We start from the raw sequence: 20,662 nt of genomic DNA on the forward strand, positions 1-20,662 counted from the left end.
TTTGGACAGAGGATCTAGCCGGGCCGTCCCGCCGGGCAAGTCTGCCGGCGCTGCCGGCCCGCCCCCCTACAGCACCGCATCGAGCGCCGCGATCAGCCGATTGACCTCGTCGCGGGTCGTATAATGCACGAAACTCAGGCGCAGGACATCCTTGGCGGGATCGACACCCATCGCTTTCAGCGGCCGCACGGCATAGAAGTTACCGCCCCCCGCCATTATGCCATGCCCCGAAAGCTCCGCCGCGACGTCCTCTCCCGGCCGATCGAGCGCCAGGGCGACCGTCGGCGCACGCCCATCCGCCGCCGACGGGCCGAGCAGGCGCACATCGTTCCGCCCCGCAACATAGTCGAGGAGCGGCTGCAAAAGCTCGGTTTCATGCGCCCGCATCAGCCGCTGTACGGCCACTCCCGTTTCCACCGGCGTCTTGCAGGAAATGCCGTGATGCGCCGCCAGCGCCTCCACATAGTCCACCATGCCCGCGCAGGCCGCTACCTGTGCATGATCCGGTCCGGCCGGCGTAAACCGCTTGTAGAGCGTGTCGCCGTTGAAGAAATGTCCCTGGTTGGGCAACTCGAATCCGAATTGCCGGCGGATCACCATGATCCCCTGGTGGGGTCCATAGGTCTTGTAGCTGGAAAACAGGTAGACATCGGCCCCGAGCACCCCCACGTCGGGCAGCCCGTGCGGGGCGAAGGAGACGCCATCGACGCATGTGAAGGCCCCATCGGCATGGGCCAGCGCGGTGATCGCCGCGACGTCGTTGATCTCCCCCACCACGTTGGAGCAATGCGGGAAGCAGACCAGCCGCACGTGGCCGTCGGCCAGCAGCGGCTCCAGCTGTTCCGGATCGAGTCGGCCGGTCTGCCGGTCGATCCGCCATTCGCGGACCTCGATCCCCTCGTCGGCCAGCCGCCGCCAGGGCCCGGAATTGGCCTCGTGGTCCTGATCGGTCACCACCACCGCCTCCCCCGGGGTGAGCCACAGCCGCACCGCATTGGCCAGCACGAAGGTATTGGCGGAGGTCGACGGGCCGAAGCTCAACTCGTCCGAGCCCACCCCGAGCAGGGCCGCTAGACGCGCGCGCGCCTCGTCCATCTCCGCGCCCGCTGCTTCCGCAGCGGCGTAGGGGGCATAGGGCTGAACCTTTCGCTGGTGATAAAACCGGGTGAGACGGTCGATCACCTGACGACAGGTATAGGACCCGCCGGCATTCTCGAAAAACACCTGCCCCTCGAGCGTCGGTTCGGAAAAGGCCGGAAACTGTTGCCGGACGAAATCAACATCGAGTGCCATCGAAACTTCCCCTGCCGTATCTGCGCGACAAAAAAGGACAAAGGGCGGCGATGCGCAAGCACCGCCGCCCTTCTAACCGTCAAAGCTCCCGTCAGGTCAGCGAGGTTCGCTCGCCAGCCCCTTTGCAATGGCCACGCACATCAGAAGAAGCACAATGGTGAACGGCAACCCGGTGGAGATCACCATGGCTTGCAGGGCAGCGAGCCCGCCCCCCAAAAGGAGCACGATGGCGACGGCCCCCTCGAAGGTGCACCAGAACACCCGCTGGGGCACCGGAGCGTCGACCTTGCCACCCGCCGTGATCGTGTCGATCACCAGCGAACCGGAGTCCGACGAGGTCACGAAGAAGACGATCACCAGGATGATTCCGAGGGTCGAGGTGATACCCGCCAGCGGTAGCCCTTCCAGCATCGCGAACAGCGAGATTGGCGGGTTGTAACTGTCGATCACCTGCGCCTTGACCGCGCTGCCTGCCGGATCGCTCAGCACCTGGTCGATGGCCACGCCGCCAAAGACGGCCATCCAGAGCACGCAGACGAGGCTCGGGATAATGAGCACGCAGGTCACGAACTCCCGCACCGTCCGGCCGCGGCTGACGCGTGCGATGAACATGCCGACAAAGGGCGACCAGGAGATCCACCAAGCCCAGTAGAAGGCGGTCCAACCATTCATGTAACCGGTGTCCTCCCGCGCAAACGGATTGGAGAGCGCGGTGAGATCCTGGGCATAGGTGAACAGACCCAAAACGAAGTCCGTCAGGATCAGCATCGTCGGGCCGACCAACAGCACGAACAGCAGCAGAAGCGCCGCCAGCCCCATGTTTATTTCCGACAGGACTTTCACCCCGCCGTCGAGGCCGCGCAGAACCGAGATCAGCGCGATCGTGGTAATGATCGTGATCAGAACAACTTGCACCTCGACATTGTTCGGCACACCGAACACGTGCTCAAGACCGGCATTCGCTTGCTGTGCCCCGAATCCGAGCGACGTCGCGAGGCCAAAGAGCGTGGCGAAAACGGCCAGGATGTCGATGACATGCCCGGTCCAACCCCAGACGCGTTCGCCGAAGATCGGATAGAACGCGGATCGAATGGTGAGCGGCAGGCCCTTGTTGTAGCTGAAGAGCGCGAGCGCCAGCGCCACGATGGCATAGATGGCCCAAGGGTGCAGGCCCCAGTGATAGATCGTCGCCGCAAGGCCCATACGTTTCGCGGCCTCAACGTTGGCCTCGATGATGCTTCCGTCCTCTGCGAAGGGCGACGGTACGCCCAGAGGTTCCGAGATGGCCATGTGATAAACCGGTTCCAGCACGCCGAAGAACATCAGGCCGATGCCCATGCCGGCGGCGAACAGCATCGCGAACCACCCGACGTAAGTGTAATCCGGGGTCGCCTCCCGCCCGCCGAGGCGGACGCTGCCCCACGGGGTGACGATCAGCGCCAGGCAGAAGAGAACAAACACGTTTGCCGAGGTCAGGAAAAACCAGTTGAACGTGCTGGTCAGCCACGGCCGAAGCGCGCCGAACGCCTCAGTCGCCTGGTCCTGAAACACCAGCGCATAAAAGACGAAGGCCACGATGGTCAGGCCCGAAATCAGGAACACGGGGTTGTGCACGTCGAAGCCGAAGGGCCCAACGGACCCTTCTACATTATCCTGGCCGATCTCGTAATCGGTATCAATCAGGTCCGTGGGCCCCTCCGGCTCCGGAATTCCTAGTGTTTCATCTGTCATATTAATATCTTTCCCCCGTTTCTTGACCCGTTCGTCGAGCCTTGTCAGATCCGTACGACAAGCACGGATGATTTTGCATGCGCCGCCAGGGTGCCGCCGTTGGATGGCCAGACATAATCCATGAGGTTCGGAATATGGCTCGCCACGACGATCAGGTCCGCCTCCAACTCGGAGGCCGCCCGGATCAGGGCAGGATCCAGGTCTATTGCGGGGTCATGCGTTTCCAGTGCGAAGTATCCCGTCTCGATGCCCGCAACGCGCGCCTGCTCGGCAGCGAACTCCTTCAGCCGCTCCCGAAACTCCTGGGGCGTATGCGCCAGTTTGCTCGGAAGAGCCGTCGTAACTCCGACATAGATCACCGGGATCGAATAGAGTTTCCCAAGATCTGCCGCGCAGGTCAGCGCCTTTTCCAGACGATTTACATGCGCAAGATCGACCGGCACCATGATGCGGGTGAACATCTTCGCCTCCGTGATTTCCCGCACACCGCCAGAGGCATGACATTCCCGGCCACCGGGCAACGTCACGCAAACATGTGCGGTTTTCCCAGTTCAAGCGGCCGCCTTCTCGCGCGGGCCACCTCCTACGGGCTCCATTCTAAAGCAGCAACCGAAAAAAGCGACCCCGCAGACCGGACTGAAGCCAGGCCGACCGCCATCTGTTCAGTGCGGCAGCCCTCCCGGACGGCTGCGTCAGGCGTTTACATCGACCAGGACACGGCCGCGAACCTTGCCCTTGAGGATGTCTGCGCCAAGCTTGGGCAGGTCCTCCAACGTCGCCTCGACCATCATCCCCTGCAGTCGGTCCATCGGCAGATCGGATGCGATGCGCGCCCACGCCCGCTGCCGGTTCTCGAAGGGTTGCATGACGGAATCGATGCCCAGCAGGTTCACGCCGCGCAGGATGAAGGGTGTCACCTTCGCGGGCAGATCCGCCCCGCCCGCAAGCCCAACCGACGCAACGGATGCGCCGTATTTCATCTGCCCCAGCACCCGCGCCAGCATCGGTCCGCCCACCGCGTCGATGCAGCCCGCCCAGCTTTCCTTTTCAAGCGGCTTCTTCACCGTTTCGGCCAAGTCGTCCCGTGTAATGAGCTTTTGGGCGCCCAGCAGCGACAGGTACTGCGACTGCTCCGGACGGCCCGTGACCGCAGCGACCTCGTAGCCGAGGTTGGACAGGATCGCAGTCGCCACGGACCCCACGCCGCCGGTGGCGCCCGTCACAAGGACCTCGCCGTTCTCCGGGCGCAGACCGTGGTTCTGCAGCGCCATGATGGCCAGCATCGCGGTCAAACCAGCGGTTCCCACCGCCATCGCCTGTTTCGTGGTCAGCCCCTCGGGCAGCGGCACCAGCCAGTCGGCCTTCACCCGGGCCTTCTCGGCGTAGCCACCCCAGTGCACCTCCCCGACCCTCCAGCCGGTCAGCACCACCTTGTCGCCGGGCTTGTACCGGTCGTCCTCGCTCGACTTGACCGTCCCGGCAAAGTCTATGCCCGGCACATGCGGATAGGTTCTCACCAGCCCGGCCCCGGGCCCGATGCAGAGCCCATCCTTGTAGTTCAGCGTCGAGTATTCCACCCGAACGGTCACCTCGCCCTCCGGCAGGCGGCTCTCATCGATTTCCTGAACGGAAGCGCTCGTCTTGCCGTCCTCAGACTTTTCCACGATTAGCGCGCGCATTGCCTTCCTCCTTGTTGATTGGGCCGAGTGTGGAGGCGGTCTTAGATCACCTCCGGCATGAAGGCCAGATCAGTGGGCGCGGGATGCGCGCCGGCGGCGGTCAGCATGGCGTGGATCTGGCCGCGGTGGTGGACCTGATGATTGAACAGGTGCGCGACGCAAACGGCGATGGGCTTGCGTTGCTCGCGCCCGGTGCTCCCCGACATCCAGGTCAGATCGCCCCGCAGCGCTGCGGGGCGCAGGTTGCGCGCCCAGAGCACCAGCCGTGCGTCGGCACGGGTTCGATCGGCCTTCCAGGCCGCAAGGGTCGGGTACAGGGCCACGCTTTCGGAAATGCCGCCGTCCGGGCGCACCCAGCCGTCTATCCGCGCCATCCAGAGCCGGTCAGCCCAGAGCAGATGGTTGAGCGTGGCGAAGATCGAGCCGAAGTGGGCGCCACGGTCGCGCGTCACCTCGTCCTCGTCCAGAGCTTCAACCGTCTCTGTCAGCGCCTTGTTCTGCCACGCATTGTAGCGCGCCATGAGCTGAACGTATTCGACAGATATCACCCGCCTGTCCCCTTGCTGCGGCCCGGTCCACGCAAGCGTCGCCGGTGCGCGGGCGTCCTGTCAATGGAAAGCGCGCGGATGGGGCGTGGTCAGCCGCTGCCGATCAGGATGCCCGCCGCCAGGACCAGCCCGCCGCCGAGCACGACCTGTGACGCCGCGCGCCAGAACGGCGTCTGCATGAACCGCTTCTGAATCCAGGCGATAGCCCAGAGCTCAACGAAGACCACGCAGATTGCGATAATGGTGGCGGTCCAGAAATGCGGGATCAGGTAGGGAAGCGCGTGGCCCAGCCCGCCGAGCGTGGTCATTACCCCGGATGCGATCCCCCGCTTCAGCGGGCTGCCACGGCCAGACAGTTCTCCATCGTCCGACGCGGCTTCGGTGAACCCCATGGAGATGCCCGCCCCGACCGAAGCCGCGAGGCCCACCAGGAACGTGCTCCACGTATCGCCGGTGGCGAAGGCCGCTGCGAAAATCGGCGCCAGCGTCGAGACGGACCCGTCCATCAGTCCCGCGAGCCCCGGCTGAACCCATGTCAGCACGAACTGGCGATGGGCATGGTGGTCCTCGGCGCTTACCGCCTGTTCCGTCAAGTGCTGTTCCGTCAGGTCGCCCGCCACGGTCTCGTGCCCCGCCTCGGCCGCAGCCAGATCGCCCAGCAGTTGGCGCGTCGCCGCATCGGTGACCCGCGCAGCGGCGGCTTCGTAGTACCGGCGCGCCTCGTATTCCATGTCCGCAGCGATGGTGCGGATGCGCTCCAGCGGCAAATGCTCCATGAGCCATACCGGCTGGCGGGCGTAGAAGCCGGCCACGTGTTCCCGGCGGATCAGCGGGATTGTTTCCCCGAACCGGCTGCGAAACATGTCGATCAGCCGTTTGCGGTGCCCGTCTTCCTCCTCCGCCATACCGTCGAACACAGCGGCAGTCGCCGGGTAGTCCTGACGAAGGCGTGCGGCGAAGTTGCGGTAAATCTGCGCGTCGTCCTCCTCCGAGGAGATCGCCAGCGCAAGGACTTCCGCCTCGCTGAGATCGTGAAAACGCTTTCGGTTTGATATCAGGGAGCGCATGCGGCCGGCTCTTTCAGTTTGGAACAGTTCTAAACTAGTATTTGCCCCCACCGGCGCAAGCCCCCAAACCGCCGGAATTGCCGCACAGGGCGGCTTCGGCACGCGGGCCAAGGGGCGCGGGTTCAGCGCCACCGCGCCCGTTCAACACCGCAAAATTCAGCAGTTCCCACTTCCAATCCCGCGGCGGGCGGCCTATTTATACGATGTTCCTTCGGGGACTATGGCGATAAACGCGCTCGTAATAAGCGGCTCGGACCCGGGGGCGGTACCCGGCGGCTCCACCAAATATCCCGCATTGGGGGATCAGGGGGCCGAAACAGGATCGACGGACGTCTAAAGGGGTTAGCTTTTGCCCGGTGAGGTACCACCGTTATCGGTCCAAGCATGATAGTTGCCAATGACAACCGTGCTCCGGTGGCCGTTGCTGCGTAAGCAGTAACCAAACCGAAATCTTAAGCCCAGGCCTCTAGCAAGGTCTGGCGGGGTTCGCAGGCACCTGGCAACAGAAGCCTGCACTTCCTTCCCCCATATTTAATCTAGAACCGCCGCGCCGTGCCGAATGGACCTTCGGGCTAGCTTCGCATGCGTTTAGCCATTGTTCAGCATCTCCGGGTAGCTTTCCCGCAAAACGGGAGTCGAACCATGAGTTGCAAGGTCAAGTTGCTGCAGCAGTTTTACGATCGCATCTGGGTCGCAGGTGCGGTCGGGGAGATCGATCGGTTCTTCAACACGCAGGTTGAGGCCAGCGGGCTGATGCACGAGCTGGAATTGACAGCGGTCGAGTTCCACGATTTCGCTGTTGCGCTGCAGGAGATCATGGAGGTCTCGCAGGTGACACTTGAGAAGACCATCGAGCAGGGCGAATGGGTGTCGGCAATGGGCACGTTCGAAGCCACGCTCAGGGCATCCGGTCGCACGATAACAGGCTCCGGCATGCTCATGGCCAGGATCGTCGACGATCGCATCGTCGAGGCGTTCAACTGCGTCGATTTCCTCAGTTTGTTCGAGAAATCCGGCCTGTTGCCGGAGAATGCGCTCGCCCTCGGGATGGCCGGTCACCGGTTCACGTAAGGCCGCGACGCGACCTGAAGCCCAGGCGGGACCGAAACTCTGGCGCTCAGGTGTCGCCCCGCATCAACGACCGGCCGTCGCGGACGACGACGCGGCGCCTGAATCCGCATCCATTTCCGGCGTCTGGCCGATGGCATCGGAGGGGGTATCATTCGACCGCGAATTGCCTATGCTTACGGCAAAACCACGTGGAGACTACGACGCCCATGTCGCAAACCATCGACTATGGCAAGCTGATGCACAGGGCCATGCGCAGCCTGATTCAGGAGGTTCTTGGCCAGGTGGCGACCCATGGTTTGCCAGGCCAGCACCATTTCTTTATCACCTTCGACACCACTCATCCGGACGTCGAGATCGCCGCATGGTTGCGCGACCGCTATCCGGAAGAGATGACGGTGGTCCTGCAGCATTGGTTCGACAATCTCGAGGTCACCGACCAGGGATTCTACATTACGCTGAACTTCGGAGACACGCCGGAGCCGCTCTACATTCCCTATGACGCAATCGCCACCTTCGTCGATCCGTCAGTAGAATTCGGGCTGCGCTTCGAGACTGCCTCGTCCGACGACGACGAGGAGGCGGTCGACGAAGATGGCGCGGAAGAGGACGTCCCCGAGGCCCCTCTCGCCGAAGATCTGGACCCCGACACCGCTTCCCCCAGCGAAGCCGAGATCGTCAGCCTGGATTCCTTCCGGAAGTAACGGCGGTTAGCAGCCGACGACCTGACGGCTCGCCGGGCGCAGGCGTGGCCTGTGGCGCGTCTCCTGCGCCAATTGGCCCGCCCTCCGGCGGCTTTGGCACAGTTGCCCACTTCGGAGCCGACCGCTAAACCGCCGTCAGCTAACCCGGAGGATTCCTGCGATGTCTGAGACCCGTACCGAAACCGACAGCTTCGGCCCCCTCGAAGTCCCCGCCGACAAGTACTGGGGCGCCCAGACCCAGCGGTCGATCATGAACTTCCCCATCGGCTGGGAAAAACAGCCCGTGATGATCGTCCGCGCGCTCGGCGTCATCAAGAAGGCCTGCGCCATGGCCAATACCGCCTCCGGCAAACTCTCCAAAGAGCTTGGCGAGGCGATCCAGGCGGCGGCCCAGGAGGTCATCGACGGCAAGCTCGACGACAACTTCCCCCTGGTCGTCTGGCAGACCGGCTCCGGCACCCAGTCCAACATGAACGCCAACGAGGTGATCGCCAACCGCGCCATCGAGATGCTGGGCGGCACCATCGGCTCGAAGGACCCGGTGCACCCCAACGATCACTGCAACATGGGGCAGTCCTCCAACGACACCTTCCCTACCGCGATGCACATCGCGACCGCCATGCAGGCCCGCGACGTGCTGCTGCCGGGGCTGAAGAAGCTGCTGGCGGGGCTCGAGAAGAAGGTCGAGGAGTTCGACGGCATCATCAAGATCGGCCGCACTCACACGCAGGACGCCACGCCGATCAAGTTGAGCCAGGAGTTCTCCGGCTACGTCCATCAGGTGCGGAAATCCATTGAGCGGGTGGAGACGGCCCTCGGCGACATCTACGAACTGGCCCAGGGCGGCACCGCCGTCGGCACCGGGCTCAACACCACCGAGGGCTGGGACGAAGAGGTCGCCGCCAACATGGCCGAGATCACCGGCCTGCCCTTCGTGCCTGCGCCGAACAAGATGGAAGCGCTCGCTGCCCATGACGCCATGGTGCAGATGTCCGGCACCCTGAAAACGGTCGCCGCGTCGCTCTTCAAGATCGCACAGGACATCCGCTTGCTCGGCTCCGGCCCCCGCTGCGGCCTGGGCGAACTGCTCCTGCCGGAGAACGAGCCCGGCTCCTCGATCATGCCCGGCAAGGTGAACCCGACCCAGTGTGAGGCGATGACCCAGGTCTGCTGCCACGTGATGGGCAACGACATGGCCGTCGGCATGGCGGGCTCGCAAGGCAACTTCGAGCTGAACGTCTACAAGCCGATGATGGCCTACAACGTGCTGCAGTCGATGCAGCTTCTGGGCGACGTCAGCTCGGCCTTTACCGACAACCTCGTGGAGGGCCTGAAAGCCGACCGTGAGCGGATCGAGAAGCTGCGCGACGAGTCGCTGATGCTGGTAACTGCACTGGCGCCCACCATCGGCTACGACAACGCCACCAAGGTCGCCAAAACCGCACACAAGAACCGCACCACGCTGAAGGAAGAAGCCATCGCGCTCGGCTTCGTGGACGAGGCGACTTTTGACAAGGTAGTCCGTCCGGAGAACATGGTCGGCCCCAAGCCGAAAAGCTGACGTTCGATAGGTTCGACGCAGAACGAGAGAGGGCCGCCCGAGGGCGGCCCTTTGTTGTGTCAGTGGCTTTCAGGCCGGGGCCGTCAAGCGGTTAGAGCAGCACGAGGCTCAGCACGTAAACCAACGCCATCGCGGTGACGCCCTGCACGAGAGTCGCCATGGTCTGGGCGCGATAGGCCAGCCCAACGCTCATGCGACTGAACTGCGAGACGACCCAGAAGAAGCTGTCGTTGGCGTGTGATACGGTCATCGCGCCCGCGCCAATCGCCATCACTGTCAACACCCCGCCCATTTCGGTATCCAGCCCCAACTGCGGCAGCAGCGGCGCGACGAGCGCGGAGGTCGTGACCAGCGCCACCGTCGAGGAGCCTTGCGCCGATTTCAGTGCTGCGGCGACGATGAAGGGCATGAAGACGCCCACACCAAGCCCCGAAAGAGTGGTGCCGAGGAATTCGCCGAGCGGCGTGGCCTTGAGGACCGCCCCGAAGGCGCCACCGGCGCCGGTGATCAGCAGGATCGGTGCCGCCGCGACGATGCCCTCGCTGATGCGCTCGCTGAACTCCGCAATCTTGCTGTCGGATTTGAGCAGCCGCATGGAGAGAAAGAGGCCGATGACCAGGGCGGTCAGTGGCTGGCCGAGGAAGGCGAGCGCCTGATAGACGACGCCCTCGCCCACCGGCTGGCTTGGGAAGTTGGCGATGGAGCCGAGGCAGATCAGGCCGATCGGCACAAGGATCGGGGCGAAGGCCTGACCCGCGGAGGGAAGCGTGCCGTAAGACGCTTTCAGAGCGGCCCAGTCGTGGTGGACTGTCTCACTGGCCTCGTCCACGAGGTCCGGTTCCACATTCGCAAACAGGCGCGCCCACAGCATACCGGCCGCGGCCGCCACCGCGGCGACAACGGCCCCGACGGCAATTACCAGCCCGAGGTTGTTCTCGAGCCCGAGGTTGCCGGCCGCTGCGATCGGCCCCGGGGTCGGCGGCACGAAGGTGTGGGTGGCGTAAAGGCCGGTGGCAAGCGCCACGCTCATGGCAACGCTCGACGTCTTGAGCCGCGTGGCGAGCGACTCCTTGAGCGAGTTCAGGATCACGAAGCCCGAGTCGCAGAACACGGGGATCGACACGATATAGCCGATGATGCTCATGGTCAGGGTCGGGAAACGTTCGCCCAGGACACGGATCACGCTGTCAGCCATGGTGATTGCCGCGCCACTCTTTTCCAGAATGATGCCGATGATCGTGCCCAGGACGATCACGAGGCCGATATAGCCGAGGATGCCGCCAAAGCCGCTGGTGATGGTCTTGGCGATGTCGGCAAGCGGCAAGCCGTAGGCGAAGGCCGCGAGGAACGCGGCGATCAGCAAGGCAAGGAAGGGGTGAACCTTGAACGTGGTCGTGGCGATCACGATGAACGCGATCACGACCAGCAGGATCAAGACCAGTAGCATATTTTCCTCCAGTGCGCTGGTTCGATGGTGTTGGGATGGGGGGGGTCCGCAGCGTATGGACCTTCCATGTCGCCAGCTTTGATGGCGCGTGAGGAGACGGAGGAAGGAACGCGTGGCATGGGTGCCGAATGCTGCTGTCGGGGGATCGGTGGCACGCGGGACTCCGCCCAGCAATGTGCCAAAGTGCGCGGCATCGACGTGCGAACCGTGACGGGGTGTTCTGCCTATCCGGTCCCGGATCGTGCCGGCTCACCCACTTTGCAAATGGACCATAAAGCGTTGAAGTTGCGGGGGCGATCAGCGCTCCGACCGCATCCGCACTGACGGCAACGCCTGCGGCATTATGCCGACACCCTCCGCCCCGGCGGGCCCACCTCCACGTATGCCCGCCGCCCTTCCCCGACTCTCGCAGCGCCGCTATCATGGGGCCATGTCGTCGCCCGTGAATCTCAACCGCTTTCGGAAGCAGAAGGCCCGCCAGCAGGCTCGCGAACAGGCGGACCGCAACGCCGTTCTGCATGGTCTGCCAAAGAGCGAGAAGCTCCGCGCCAAGGCGGAGGCAGAGCGTGTCGCCCGACTGCATGACGGCAGCCGCAGGACCCCCTCCGACGCCGCCGACGACTAGGGCATTTTCGTCACATCACCCTCGCGCCTCGCGCGGCACGCTTGCGCCAAGGACTCCATGAGCCGATTCTGAACTCAGAAAAACGGGGCGCAAGGCGCCTGCGCCGCAACGACGGCGACGAGCAGAAATGGACAGCAGACGGGCATGGAAAACGCCCCGCGAACGGCCTTTTCACGGGCGCGCCCTGTGGCGCGCACGTCTTTCGGGCAAGCGACCCTGGTGTTGCAGCCCGAGCAGTTATTGCAGCCCCCGGACCCGTTTCAAAGCCCGGGCGCGTGGCTCATTGCGGCCGTGGCCGCGGAAACCCGCATCATGACCCCGACTGGCCCCTGCCCTGCTGGACGGCTCCAGCCCAGCGATTTTGTCCAGACGATCGACCACGGCCCTGTGCCCGTGCTCTGGTCGGGCCGTCGCACCGTCAGCGCGCGGCAGGTCGCGGCGTGCCCGCAGCTTGGCCCAATCTTGGTTCCCCGCGCCGCCTTCGGAGGAGGCACCCCGCGCCGGCCGGTCAGACTGTCGCCGCGTGCGGGCGTTCTGCTGTCGCCGGACAATGCCCCGGACGGCGTGCTCGTCCCCGCGGGCGACCTCTGTGGACATGCGGGTATCGCACCCACCCCGGCCGAGGCGGTGACCTATGTGCAGCTTCTGCTCGAGCGCCACGCGGTCATCGCGGCCGATGGCCTGCCGGTGGAGAGCTTTCACCCCGGTTGGCTGGACGACGGCCCCTGGAACAGCCGCCTGCGTGCCGAAGTGATCGCGGTGCTGCCGGACCTGGAGCATGGGCCAGACCTCTACGGCCCGGATGTCCGCCCGCGGGTGCAGCGGGCGCGATGAGCCGGCCGGTCAAACGTTCGCTCACCCTGTCAGGCCACCGCACCAGCGTGTCGCTGGAAGAGCCCTTCTGGCAGGCCTTCCGCGAGATCGCGCGGGACCGCGGCCAGCCGATCAATGCACTCGCCGCCGAAATCGACCGCGAGCGCGGGCTGGAGACCGGCCTTGCCTCCGCGATCCGGCTGTTCGTTCTGTCAGACTATCGCGCCCGGCTTGGGCTGGATCAGGCGCCCCGCACCTGATCCGCGCCCACCGGTCCGGTCTGCGCGAATTGCCCGATTTACTCCGACGAGCCCGACAGATACCTGCGGATTGCGCTGCCGAGGGCCTGCGTATCCAGAATGCCGCTTTCCGACACCGGACCAGAAGCGCCATCGCCGGCCAACTCGTCCGCGATACGCCTGTATTCCTCCAGATACCCCGCCGGCAGGCCGTGCGCGATGCCCTGGTGGCAGTCGATGCAGGTCATGCCCTCGTCGATCGCCTTCTGGTGCTCTGACGCGGCGCGGTTTTCCTGGATCGTGAAATCCATGTACTCGAAAGCATGGCAGTTCCGGCATTCGCGGCTGTCGGATGCCTTCATCTTGGTCCAGACCGAGCTGGCCATGTGCAGACGGCGTTCGTCGTATTTCTCGTCGGTGTCGATGGTTCCCATGATCTCGTGGTAGAGGTCCTTGGTCGCCATGATCTTGGCCTTCACCTTGTACTGCCACTCATGCGGCACGTGGCACTCCGGACAGGTCGCCCGCACCCCAGAGTGATTGCTGTAGTGAACCGTCTCCGTGTACTCGTCGAAGTTCTTCGTCATCGTGTGGCAGGAGGTGCAGAATTCTTCGGAATTCGTCATCTCAAGCGACCAGTGGAATCCGCCCCAGAACAGGATTCCCGCCAGGAAGCCTGCGATCAGCAGAAAGCCGAGACTGAAGACACCGCTGGGGCTCCAAATTCCATTCCAGATGCGTCGAATAAGGCCGGGGCGCTTGCCGTCATGCTCTGCCATCGCTCTTTTCCTTATCTTTCTGCGCGCTCAGCGCCCGGTGGATGGCTGGAAGGTGTTCTCCACCAGTTCCGGCGCATTTGCCTGCGGCACGTGGCACTGGTTGCAGAACCAGCGAGTGCCGGCGACGTGGTCCATCTCCACCCCGTTCCGGTCGAGGTAATGAGTCATCGAGAGCGTAGGCGCGCCGCGGTCACCGGCGTTCGTCCAGTCGTGGCAGCTCAGGCACTGGTTCGCCCGCATGTCGATCTGGTACTGGTCGATTGAATGGGGAATGAGCGGCGGCTGCTGGCGGTATTCGCGGTTGAACCGCTGCGTTTCCTGCTGAAACACCTGCTCCAGGGGCACCTGTTCGTCGACTCCCCCGCCGCGCAAGGTGGAGAGCCCCCCGGCCGATTGTGCCAGGCCGACGCCAACCAGGGACAGGGTGGTCGCCAGGGCAAGGGCACCTGCAAGGATCGGCTTCTTCATCGTGGTTCTCCGTTGCTCAGTTCACGCTGCTGTCTGTTCGCGCGGCTCGACCTGCGAGTCCGCTTTGGGCGGGGTTTCGACATGGTGGTCGAAACGATGGGTAAAGGCGAAGACGTCTACCGAGCAGACGTCGATGCACCGCCCGCAGTTGGTGCAGTTGGGCGAGAGGATCAGCGGCGAGCCGTCCCCGCGGGCCTTGAGAGCGGGCGAAATGACCTGGTTTTCCGGGCAGACCGCGTAGCAGTCCATGCAGTCGTCACAGGCGCCGCGGCGGAGCGCGGACACCCGCAGAAGGCTTTTCGCGCCCACCAGCGAGTAGAACGCACCCACTGGGCAAACATGTCCACACCAGCCGCGCCGGGCTACGAGAAGGTCGAACACGAACACGGCGAGCACCATGCCCCAGACCCAGCCCATGCCGAAAATGAGCCCGCGGTGAACCATGGTGACCGGATTGACCACCTCCCAGGCAATCGTACCGGTGAGCGTGGAGACGACAAGAACCGTGCCCAGCAGCCAATAACGGAAGGAGCGCTTCGGCTGCCAGCCTTTCTGGATTCCAAGCTTGTCATGGAGCCAATGCGCGGCGTCGGTGACGGGATTGATCGGGCAGACCCAGGAGCAATAGACCCGACCGCCGATCAGCGCATAGGCCACCAACACGATAAGCCCGCCTATCAGAGCGGTTGCCTCCGGCCAGTGACCGGCGGCCATCATCTGGCCGAGGATCAGCGGATCGTTCAGCGGCAGGACCCTGAACGTTTCCGAGCCCGCGAGCGTGCCCTTGACCCACCAGATACCGAACCACGGCCCCATGAGGAACAGAACGAGGAAGAAGACCTGGCTCGACCGGCGCCAGATCAGGTAGCGGTTCGCACCGTACCAGCCCTTCACGCGCCGCGCTTCCTGGCCGGGTGGGAGGTGGACCTTGCCGGTGGCGCTCATTGCCCCGTCCCTCCCGGCACCTGGAAGATCGGCCGGAAGCCGCCCGCGCTGCCGTCCACGCCGCCGAGACCCGGCTCGAACCCACCCGGAGCGGCGAGGTTATCGGTGCCCGGCCCCGGCAGGCGGTCCGGCAGGTCGATAATGCCTTCGACCACGGGCGCGCCCTTGGCGTCCTTCTCCTCCCAGCCCTTACGGTAATGCTCGGCGGGCGCGCCACGGGCGAGCCGGACCGGCAGGACTTTGATCGCTGCCTCCGGCAAAACGCATTTCTTCTCGCAGATGCCGCAGCCGGTGCAGGCGTCTGCGTGGACGGTGGGGGCGAAGATGGCGTGATGGCCCGAGCGCTCGTTGTGGCGCATCTCCAGCGTGATCGCCTCGTCGATCATCGGGCAGACCCGGTAGCAGACATCGCACCGCAGTCCGAGGAAGTTCAGGCAGTTCTCCTGATCGACGAGCACCGCCGTGCCCATCTTTGCGTTCTCGATATCGGTAAGGCTCTTGTCCAGCGCCCCCGTCGGGCAGGCGGCGACGCAGGGAATATCGTCACACATCTCGCAGGGGATCTCGCGAGCGGTGAAAAAAGGCGTGCCAGTGGCCGGGCCGTTCTGGCCGAGGTCGGCCAGAACCAGCGTGTCATACGGGCAATCGCGCACGCAGAGGCCGCAACGGATACAGGCGGCGAGGAAATCGTCCTCGCCGAGCGCACCCGGTGGGCGGATCGCCTGGTCCGGAAGCGCCTTGGCCTCTCGCGCCACATAGGCCAGGAGCGATCCCGCGACCGCACAGCCCGCCGCCATGCGGGCGCTGTCGGTCAGGAACCGACGGCGATCGACCTTATGTGGCTTGGCGGCGGCCATGGCGTGCTCCCGGGTTCAGGCGTTTGGGCTCAGGCCCGTTCCACCTTGCAGGCGCATTTCTTGAAATCGGTCTCTTTCGACAGCGGGCAGGTCGCGTCGAGTGTCAGCTTGTTGGTCAGCTGCCCCTCGTCGAACCAGGGCATGAAGACCAGCCCGCGCGGCACCTTATTGCGGCCACGGGTCTCCAGCCGGCTCAGCACCTCGCCCCGGCGGGTGGAAATCGAGATCTCCTGCCCGCGCCGAAGGCCGCGATCGCGCGCGTCGTCGGGGTGCATGAACACCACCGCCGCCGGATAGGACCGGTGCAGTTCCGGCACCCTGCGGGTCATGGAGCCGGAGTGCCAATGCTCCAGAACGCGCCCGGTGCAGAGCCAGAGATCGTATTCCTCGTCCGGCACCTCGACCGGCGCCTCGTAGGGGGCGAAGATGATCTTGGCGCGGCCGTCCTTGTGGCCGTAGAACTTCACGCCCTCGCCTTCCTTCACGTAGGGGTCATAGCCCTCCCGGAAGCGATAGAGCGTCTCCTGCCCGTCCACCACCGGCCAGCGCAGGCCGCGGGCCTGGTGGTACATCTCGAACGGGGCGAGGTCGTGGGCATGGCCCCGGCCGAAGGACGCGTATTCCTCGAACAGCCCCTTCTGGACGTAGTAGCCGAAGTGCTCGCTCTCGTCGTTGTCGAAACCCTCGGCCACCTCGGAGACGGGGAACTTGTTGACCACGCCGTTCTCGAAAAGCACCTCGTAGAGCGTCTTGCCTGCGTGTTCGGGCATGGTAGCAACCAATTCCTCGCCCCAGGCCTCCTCTACCGTGAACCGCTTGGCAAACTCCATCACCTGCCAGACGTCCGATTTCGCCTCGCCCGGCGCCTTCACCTGCTGGCGCCAGAACTGCGTCCGGCGCTCGGCGTTGCCGTAGGCGCCTTCCTTTTCCACCCACATGGCGGTGGGCAGGATCAGGTCCGCCGCGAGACCAGTGACGGTCGGATAGGGGTCCGAGACGGTGATGAACGTCTCGGAGTTCCGATACCCGGGGAACCCCTCCTCGTTCATGTTGGGCGCGGCCTGAAGGTTGTTGTTGCACTGCACCCAGTGGCACTTCAACTCGCCGTCCTTGAGCTTGCGGTGTTGCAGCACCGCGTGGAAGCCAGGCTTGGGCGGGATCGTGCCCTCGGGGATGTTCCAGGCCGTCTCGCAGATCTTCCGATGCTCGTCGTTGGCCACCACCATGTCGGCGGGCAGCCGGTGAGCGAAGGTGCCGACTTCGCGCGCGGTGCCGCAGGCGGAGGGCTGGCCGGTCAGCGAGAACGGCGAGTTGCCGGGCTCGGAAATCTTGCCGGTGAGCAGGTGGACATTGTACATCAACCCGTTCACCCAGGAGCCGCGCTGGTGCTGGTTGAACCCCATCGTCCAGAGGCTCATCACCTTGCGGTTCGGGTCCGCATACTGCTGTGCGAGCCGTTCAAGCTGCGCCGCCGGCACGCCGGACATCTCGCTGGCCTTCTCGACGGTGTATTCGGAGACCATCTCGGCGTATTCGTCAAAGGTGATCGGGGTCAACTTGCCGGAGTTGGGGTTGGCGGCCGATGCCTGGCGCGGGTCGTCGTCGCGCAGGCCATAGCCGATGTCGGTATCCGTCTTGGTGAAATTGACGTTGGCGTTGACGAAGTCCCAGTTCACCGCGTCGTTCTGGATGATGTAGTTCGCGATGTAGTTCAGGATCGCGAGGTCCGCGTGCGGCGTGAAGATTATGCCGTTGTCGGCCAGTTCATAGCAGCGATGCTCGAAGGTCGAGAGGACATGCACCTCGCATCCGGGCTTGGTCAGACGGGTGTCGGTGAGGCGCGACCACAGGATCGGGTGCATCTCGGCCATGTTGGAGCCCCAGAGCACGAATGTGTCGGCGTGCTCCAGATCGTCATAGCACCCCATCGGCTCGTCGATGCCGAAGGCGCGGATGAATCCCACCACGGCGGAGGCCATGCAATGCCGTGCGTTGGGGTCGATGTTGTTGGACCTGAGACCCGCCTTCATGAACTTGGCGGCGGCATAGCCCTCCCAGACCGTCCACTGGCCGGACCCGAAGATGGAGACGCCTGCCCCGCCCTTCTCCTTCAGCGCCGCCTTCCACTTCTCGGCCATCACGTCGAAGGCCTCGTCCCAGGAGACCGGCTCGAATTCGCCGTTCTTGTCGAAGACCCCGTTCGATTTGCGCAGCATCGGCGTCGTCAGGCGGTCCTGGCCGTACATGATCTTGGACAGGAAATAGCCCTTGATGCAGTTGAGCCCCCGGTTCACTGGCGCGTCCGGGTCGCCCTGCGTGGCCACCACGCGGCCATCCTTGGTGCCCACAAGCACCGAGCAGCCGGTGCCGCAGAACCGGCAAGCGGCCTTGTCCCACCGAATGTCCGGGGTGCGCACCTGCGCCTCGGCCGGCGCGAGCGGCAGGGTGATGCCCGCGGCAGAGGCGGTCGCAACGGCGGCGGTGGATTTCAGGAATGTCCGGCGGGAGTCCGACATCGTCATGGGCTTGGCTCCGGTTCAGGGGGTGCTAGGGGCAGAGACCGGCTGCGGCCGGCTCTCGCCGTCCTCAAGGTCCTCGAAATGGTGATAGGTCAGGGTGAGCGAGATCACCCCGGGGATCTGGTGCAGCGCCATGATGATCTCCGAGGCGCGCGCGTCGGCGGTATCCTCGACGACAACCACGAGGCGCTCGTCCTCGGTCACGGCATGGACTTCCACGCCCGCCATTCCGGCGGCGGTCTGCCGGACGGTCTGCCCCTGTCCGGGCGCGGCGTGGAGGAGGCAACCACAAATATTCATGCGCAGAGCTCCGTATCCATCGGGCGGGACCGGCCGCGGGTGAGCGACACCGCCGCCGCCGGACAAATCGCGATGCAGGCACCGCAGCCCGTGCAAGCCACGTCGTCGATGATCGGCCGCGCGTTGCCACCGACTTCCAGCCGAAACCGGATGGCGCGGGCGTCGCAGGCATCCTCGCAAGCGCGACAGGCCGTGCGGTTCAACGACAGGCAGTCGGCGGAGACGGACGCCCGCCACGGCCAGTCCGCCACCCGTTCCTCCGCCAGCGCATCCGTTGGGCAGGCCCGGGCGCAATCGCCGCAAAGCGTGCAGGCGCGGCGGGAGAGATCCAGTTGCACTGCCCCGCGATTGTCCGTGTGAATGATTGCCTCCAGACAAGCGGCCGCGCAGTCGCCGCAGCCCGTACAAGCAGCCGCAAATCCGCCCTCCAGCGCGCCGGGCGGCCGAAGCACACTCGGTGCGGAGCGTCCTCCAAGGAACTCCCTGCGACTTTTTCCGGATACCATACGTTTTACTCTGCCGATATTTTGCGCAGTTTATGTACTGAACATTTCTTAGGCAACGTTGATGAATATCAAAGAAGGTGAAGAATCCGGCCGATATCGGTAAGAAAACCGCAGGCCGACCATTCGGCGGCAAGTTGCGGCCGCCGGCGTCCGTACGCCCGCCAGTTCGTGCGTGCTGCGGGTCGCGCTAGCCGCCGTCGCGCGCCACCCGTCAGGTGGCTTCAATGTAACGTCGTTGGAGGAAAGACATGCTCGACATCCTCGGCCTCATCGCCGGCAACATCTTGAACTTGCCGGGGATTCTCGGCCTCGCGCTTGGCATGACGACCCGGCAGCCGATCATCGGCGCCGTTCTTGGCGCGCTTGTCGGCGTCGTGTCGACCTACATCTTCTTCACCGATCTGGGCATATCCCAACTCGCCTCGCCCGAGCTGACCATCGCGGTCATCATCGGCGCGATGTTCGGCGCCCTCGGCAGCTTGATCCGGCGGAAGGGCGCGTTGGTCTGATTGCCGTTACAGGCCCGGGCGCGAGATGCCCGGGACTCGCCATCGACGGCCGGGCGCTGCCCCCTGCCCCTACTCGAAGCGACGCAACCGGCGGATCAGGCTGGACGTGTCCCAGCGTCCGCCGCCCATGTTCTGAACGTCCTTGTAGAACTGATCCACCAGCGCGGTCACCGGCAGGCTGGCCCCGGTCTCGTTTGCCGTCGCAAGGCAGATCCCGAGATCCTTGCGCATCCAATCCACCGCGAATCCGTGGTCGAACTTGTCGTCCAGCATGGTTTCGTAACGGTTGGACATCTGCCAGGAGCCGGCTGCCCCCTGGCTGATCACCTCCACGACGGCGCGCCCGTCGAGCCCTGCCTTTTCGGCAAAGTGCAGCGCTTCGGACAGGCCCTGGACGAGCCCCGCGATGGCGATCTGGTTGCAGGCCTTGGTCATCTGGCCCGCCCCGCTGTCGCCAAGGCGGCGGCAGATCTTGGCATAGGCGTCGATCACCGGCTCGGCCCGCGCGTAGGCATCCGCGTCCCCGCCGCACATGACCGAAAGCTGGCCGTTCTCCGCCCCCGCCTGTCCGCCAGAGATCGGCGCGTCGACGAACGCGACGCCCCGCTGCTGTGCCGCCGCGGCCATCTCGCGCGTCACCATCGCCGAAACCGTGGTGTGGTCGACAAAGACGGCACCTGACTCCATCGCGCCGAGTGCGCCGTCCTCGCCGGTGCAGACCTGCCGCAAATCGTCGTCGTTGCCGACGCAGGACATCACGAACTCCGCCCCCGCCGCGGCCTCCGCCGGGGTCGCCGCTTGCGCGCCGCCGTGTTCGGCCACCCACGCTTCGGTCTTCGCCGCCGTCCGGTTGTACACGGTCACCTCGTGGCCGGCCTTCGCGAGATGCCCTGCCATCGGATAGCCCATCACGCCCAAGCCCAAAAACGCTACCTTCGCCATCACATTTCCTTTCGTTGACCTTGCTTCGTCGCCGGGCGCAGCGCAAACGAGCCGCGAGGCGG

The 20,662-nt window shown here is 64.8% G+C and carries 22 protein-coding genes and 1 other RNA gene; 8 read left to right on the forward strand and 15 right to left on the reverse strand.

From position 1 onward, the window contains the following. Window positions 1-66 precede the first annotated feature (66 nt). The 6 genes from BM075_RS01330 to mbfA form a co-directional block, all read right to left on the reverse strand. The gene (locus tag BM075_RS01330) at window positions 67-1,293 is read right to left on the reverse strand and encodes an aminotransferase class V-fold PLP-dependent enzyme (protein ID WP_093358702.1); all 1,227 of its coding nucleotides are present in this window, start codon (window positions 1,291-1,293) and stop codon (window positions 67-69) included. A gap of 96 nt (window positions 1,294-1,389) precedes the next feature. Continuing rightward, the gene (locus BM075_RS01335) at window positions 1,390-3,024 is read right to left on the reverse strand and encodes a BCCT family transporter (RefSeq protein WP_093358704.1); all 1,635 of its coding nucleotides are present in this window, start codon (window positions 3,022-3,024) and stop codon (window positions 1,390-1,392) included. Between the two features lie 44 nt (window positions 3,025-3,068). Beyond that, window positions 3,069-3,485, reverse strand: a complete 417-nt coding sequence (locus BM075_RS01340; RefSeq protein WP_093358706.1) for a universal stress protein — start codon at window positions 3,483-3,485, stop codon at window positions 3,069-3,071. Between the two features lie 231 nt (window positions 3,486-3,716). Next, entirely contained in the window at window positions 3,717-4,703 is a 987-nt protein-coding gene (gene acuI, locus BM075_RS01345; RefSeq protein WP_093358708.1) for an acrylyl-CoA reductase (NADPH), read from the reverse strand. A 41-nt stretch (window positions 4,704-4,744) separates the two neighbouring features. After that, window positions 4,745-5,251, reverse strand: a complete 507-nt coding sequence (locus BM075_RS01350) for a DinB family protein (protein WP_093358710.1) — start codon at window positions 5,249-5,251, stop codon at window positions 4,745-4,747. Window positions 5,252-5,340: 89 nt separating this feature from the next. Further along, window positions 5,341-6,318 (reverse strand): iron exporter MbfA, encoded by a 978-nt coding sequence (gene mbfA, locus BM075_RS01355; protein ID WP_093358712.1) that lies wholly within the window; start codon window positions 6,316-6,318, stop codon window positions 5,341-5,343. Between the two features lie 166 nt (window positions 6,319-6,484). Here mbfA and ssrA point away from each other — a divergent pair. From ssrA to fumC, 4 genes are all read left to right on the forward strand, one after another. Continuing rightward, window positions 6,485-6,835, forward strand: a transfer-messenger RNA (tmRNA) gene (gene ssrA / locus BM075_RS01360). A gap of 125 nt (window positions 6,836-6,960) precedes the next feature. Further along, the gene (locus tag BM075_RS01365) at window positions 6,961-7,389 is read left to right on the forward strand and encodes an ester cyclase (RefSeq protein ID WP_177208207.1); all 429 of its coding nucleotides are present in this window, start codon (window positions 6,961-6,963) and stop codon (window positions 7,387-7,389) included. A 206-nt stretch (window positions 7,390-7,595) separates the two neighbouring features. Further along, a complete protein-coding gene (locus tag BM075_RS01370; RefSeq protein WP_093358716.1) occupies window positions 7,596-8,090 on the forward strand; it encodes an SspB family protein in 495 nt (164 codons plus the stop codon). Between the two features lie 160 nt (window positions 8,091-8,250). Continuing rightward, window positions 8,251-9,651, forward strand: coding sequence for a class II fumarate hydratase (gene fumC / locus BM075_RS01375; RefSeq protein WP_093358719.1), 1,401 nt, complete (start codon window positions 8,251-8,253; stop codon window positions 9,649-9,651). A gap of 91 nt (window positions 9,652-9,742) precedes the next feature. On the opposite strand, the gene BM075_RS01380 is transcribed toward fumC, so the two are convergent. After that, entirely contained in the window at window positions 9,743-11,098 is a 1,356-nt protein-coding gene (locus tag BM075_RS01380; RefSeq protein ID WP_093358721.1) for a GntP family permease, read from the reverse strand. Window positions 11,099-11,528: 430 nt separating this feature from the next. Here BM075_RS01380 and BM075_RS01385 point away from each other — a divergent pair, with 430 nt between their 5' ends. From BM075_RS01385 to BM075_RS01395, 3 genes are all read left to right on the forward strand, one after another. Further along, the gene (locus BM075_RS01385) at window positions 11,529-11,723 is read left to right on the forward strand and encodes a DUF4169 family protein (protein WP_093359379.1); all 195 of its coding nucleotides are present in this window, start codon (window positions 11,529-11,531) and stop codon (window positions 11,721-11,723) included. A 144-nt stretch (window positions 11,724-11,867) separates the two neighbouring features. Beyond that, window positions 11,868-12,557, forward strand: coding sequence for a Hint domain-containing protein (locus tag BM075_RS01390; RefSeq protein ID WP_093358723.1), 690 nt, complete (start codon window positions 11,868-11,870; stop codon window positions 12,555-12,557). Next, window positions 12,554-12,796, forward strand: a complete 243-nt coding sequence (locus BM075_RS01395) for a ribbon-helix-helix domain-containing protein (RefSeq protein ID WP_093358724.1) — start codon at window positions 12,554-12,556, stop codon at window positions 12,794-12,796. The genes BM075_RS01390 and BM075_RS01395 overlap by 4 nt, the downstream gene beginning before the upstream one ends. A gap of 38 nt (window positions 12,797-12,834) precedes the next feature. On the opposite strand, the gene BM075_RS01400 is transcribed toward BM075_RS01395, so the two are convergent. From BM075_RS01400 to BM075_RS01430, 7 genes are read right to left on the reverse strand one after another with little or no spacing between them, the layout of a single operon-like run. Beyond that, window positions 12,835-13,554, reverse strand: a complete 720-nt coding sequence (locus BM075_RS01400) for a NapC/NirT family cytochrome c (protein ID WP_093358726.1) — start codon at window positions 13,552-13,554, stop codon at window positions 12,835-12,837. A 27-nt stretch (window positions 13,555-13,581) separates the two neighbouring features. Then, window positions 13,582-14,022: a nitrate reductase cytochrome c-type subunit gene (locus BM075_RS01405; RefSeq protein WP_093358728.1), complete on the reverse strand. Its 441-nt coding sequence runs from the start codon at window positions 14,020-14,022 to the stop codon at window positions 13,582-13,584. A gap of 21 nt (window positions 14,023-14,043) precedes the next feature. Beyond that, the gene (napH, locus tag BM075_RS01410; RefSeq protein WP_093358730.1) at window positions 14,044-14,967 is read right to left on the reverse strand and encodes a quinol dehydrogenase ferredoxin subunit NapH; all 924 of its coding nucleotides are present in this window, start codon (window positions 14,965-14,967) and stop codon (window positions 14,044-14,046) included. After that, complete coding sequence (gene napG / locus BM075_RS01415) at window positions 14,964-15,824, reverse strand: ferredoxin-type protein NapG (protein WP_093358731.1); 861 nt, start codon at window positions 15,822-15,824, stop codon at window positions 14,964-14,966. Before napG ends, napH begins: the two co-directional genes overlap by 4 nt. Window positions 15,825-15,853: 29 nt before the next feature. After that, a complete protein-coding gene (napA, locus tag BM075_RS01420) occupies window positions 15,854-18,346 on the reverse strand; it encodes a nitrate reductase catalytic subunit NapA (protein ID WP_093358733.1) in 2,493 nt (830 codons plus the stop codon). Window positions 18,347-18,361: 15 nt separating this feature from the next. Further along, complete coding sequence (locus tag BM075_RS01425; RefSeq protein WP_093358735.1) at window positions 18,362-18,643, reverse strand: chaperone NapD; 282 nt, start codon at window positions 18,641-18,643, stop codon at window positions 18,362-18,364. Then, on the reverse strand, window positions 18,640-19,149 hold the full coding sequence (locus BM075_RS01430) for a ferredoxin-type protein NapF (protein WP_093358737.1): 510 nt from the start codon (window positions 19,147-19,149) through the stop codon (window positions 18,640-18,642). Before BM075_RS01430 ends, BM075_RS01425 begins: the two co-directional genes overlap by 4 nt. A gap of 248 nt (window positions 19,150-19,397) precedes the next feature. Between BM075_RS01430 and BM075_RS01435 the strand changes: the two genes are divergently transcribed. Further along, complete coding sequence (locus tag BM075_RS01435; protein WP_093358739.1) at window positions 19,398-19,658, forward strand: hypothetical protein; 261 nt, start codon at window positions 19,398-19,400, stop codon at window positions 19,656-19,658. Between the two features lie 69 nt (window positions 19,659-19,727). On the opposite strand, the gene BM075_RS01440 is transcribed toward BM075_RS01435, so the two are convergent. After that, entirely contained in the window at window positions 19,728-20,600 is an 873-nt protein-coding gene (locus tag BM075_RS01440; protein WP_093358741.1) for an NAD(P)-dependent oxidoreductase, read from the reverse strand. Window positions 20,601-20,662 lie beyond the last annotated feature (62 nt).

The organism is Tropicimonas isoalkanivorans, assembly GCF_900112335.1.
Classification (GTDB): domain Bacteria; phylum Pseudomonadota; class Alphaproteobacteria; order Rhodobacterales; family Rhodobacteraceae; genus Tropicimonas; species Tropicimonas isoalkanivorans.

Coding starts and splice junctions, on each gene's coding strand:
- BM075_RS01330 (WP_093358702.1), bottom strand. CDS start 1,293: ATGGCACTCGATGTTGATTTCGTCCGGCAACAGTTTCCGGCCTTTTCC.
- BM075_RS01335 (WP_093358704.1), bottom strand. CDS start 3,024: ATGACAGATGAAACACTAGGAATTCCGGAGCCGGAGGGGCCCACGGAC.
- BM075_RS01340 (WP_093358706.1), bottom strand. CDS start 3,485: ATGTTCACCCGCATCATGGTGCCGGTCGATCTTGCGCATGTAAATCGT.
- acuI (WP_093358708.1), bottom strand. CDS start 4,703: ATGCGCGCGCTAATCGTGGAAAAGTCTGAGGACGGCAAGACGAGCGCT.
- mbfA (WP_093358712.1), bottom strand. CDS start 6,318: ATGCGCTCCCTGATATCAAACCGAAAGCGTTTTCACGATCTCAGCGAG.
- BM075_RS01365 (WP_177208207.1), top strand. CDS start 6,961: ATGAGTTGCAAGGTCAAGTTGCTGCAGCAGTTTTACGATCGCATCTGG.
- BM075_RS01370 (WP_093358716.1), top strand. CDS start 7,596: ATGTCGCAAACCATCGACTATGGCAAGCTGATGCACAGGGCCATGCGC.
- fumC (WP_093358719.1), top strand. CDS start 8,251: ATGTCTGAGACCCGTACCGAAACCGACAGCTTCGGCCCCCTCGAAGTC.
- BM075_RS01380 (WP_093358721.1), bottom strand. CDS start 11,098: ATGCTACTGGTCTTGATCCTGCTGGTCGTGATCGCGTTCATCGTGATC.
- BM075_RS01385 (WP_093359379.1), top strand. CDS start 11,529: ATGTCGTCGCCCGTGAATCTCAACCGCTTTCGGAAGCAGAAGGCCCGC.
- BM075_RS01390 (WP_093358723.1), top strand. CDS start 11,868: ATGGAAAACGCCCCGCGAACGGCCTTTTCACGGGCGCGCCCTGTGGCG.
- BM075_RS01395 (WP_093358724.1), top strand. CDS start 12,554: ATGAGCCGGCCGGTCAAACGTTCGCTCACCCTGTCAGGCCACCGCACC.
- BM075_RS01400 (WP_093358726.1), bottom strand. CDS start 13,554: ATGGCAGAGCATGACGGCAAGCGCCCCGGCCTTATTCGACGCATCTGG.
- BM075_RS01405 (WP_093358728.1), bottom strand. CDS start 14,022: ATGAAGAAGCCGATCCTTGCAGGTGCCCTTGCCCTGGCGACCACCCTG.
- napH (WP_093358730.1), bottom strand. CDS start 14,967: ATGAGCGCCACCGGCAAGGTCCACCTCCCACCCGGCCAGGAAGCGCGG.
- napG (WP_093358731.1), bottom strand. CDS start 15,824: ATGGCCGCCGCCAAGCCACATAAGGTCGATCGCCGTCGGTTCCTGACC.
- napA (WP_093358733.1), bottom strand. CDS start 18,346: ATGACGATGTCGGACTCCCGCCGGACATTCCTGAAATCCACCGCCGCC.
- BM075_RS01425 (WP_093358735.1), bottom strand. CDS start 18,643: ATGAATATTTGTGGTTGCCTCCTCCACGCCGCGCCCGGACAGGGGCAG.
- BM075_RS01430 (WP_093358737.1), bottom strand. CDS start 19,149: ATGGTATCCGGAAAAAGTCGCAGGGAGTTCCTTGGAGGACGCTCCGCA.
- BM075_RS01435 (WP_093358739.1), top strand. CDS start 19,398: ATGCTCGACATCCTCGGCCTCATCGCCGGCAACATCTTGAACTTGCCG.
- BM075_RS01440 (WP_093358741.1), bottom strand. CDS start 20,600: ATGGCGAAGGTAGCGTTTTTGGGCTTGGGCGTGATGGGCTATCCGATG.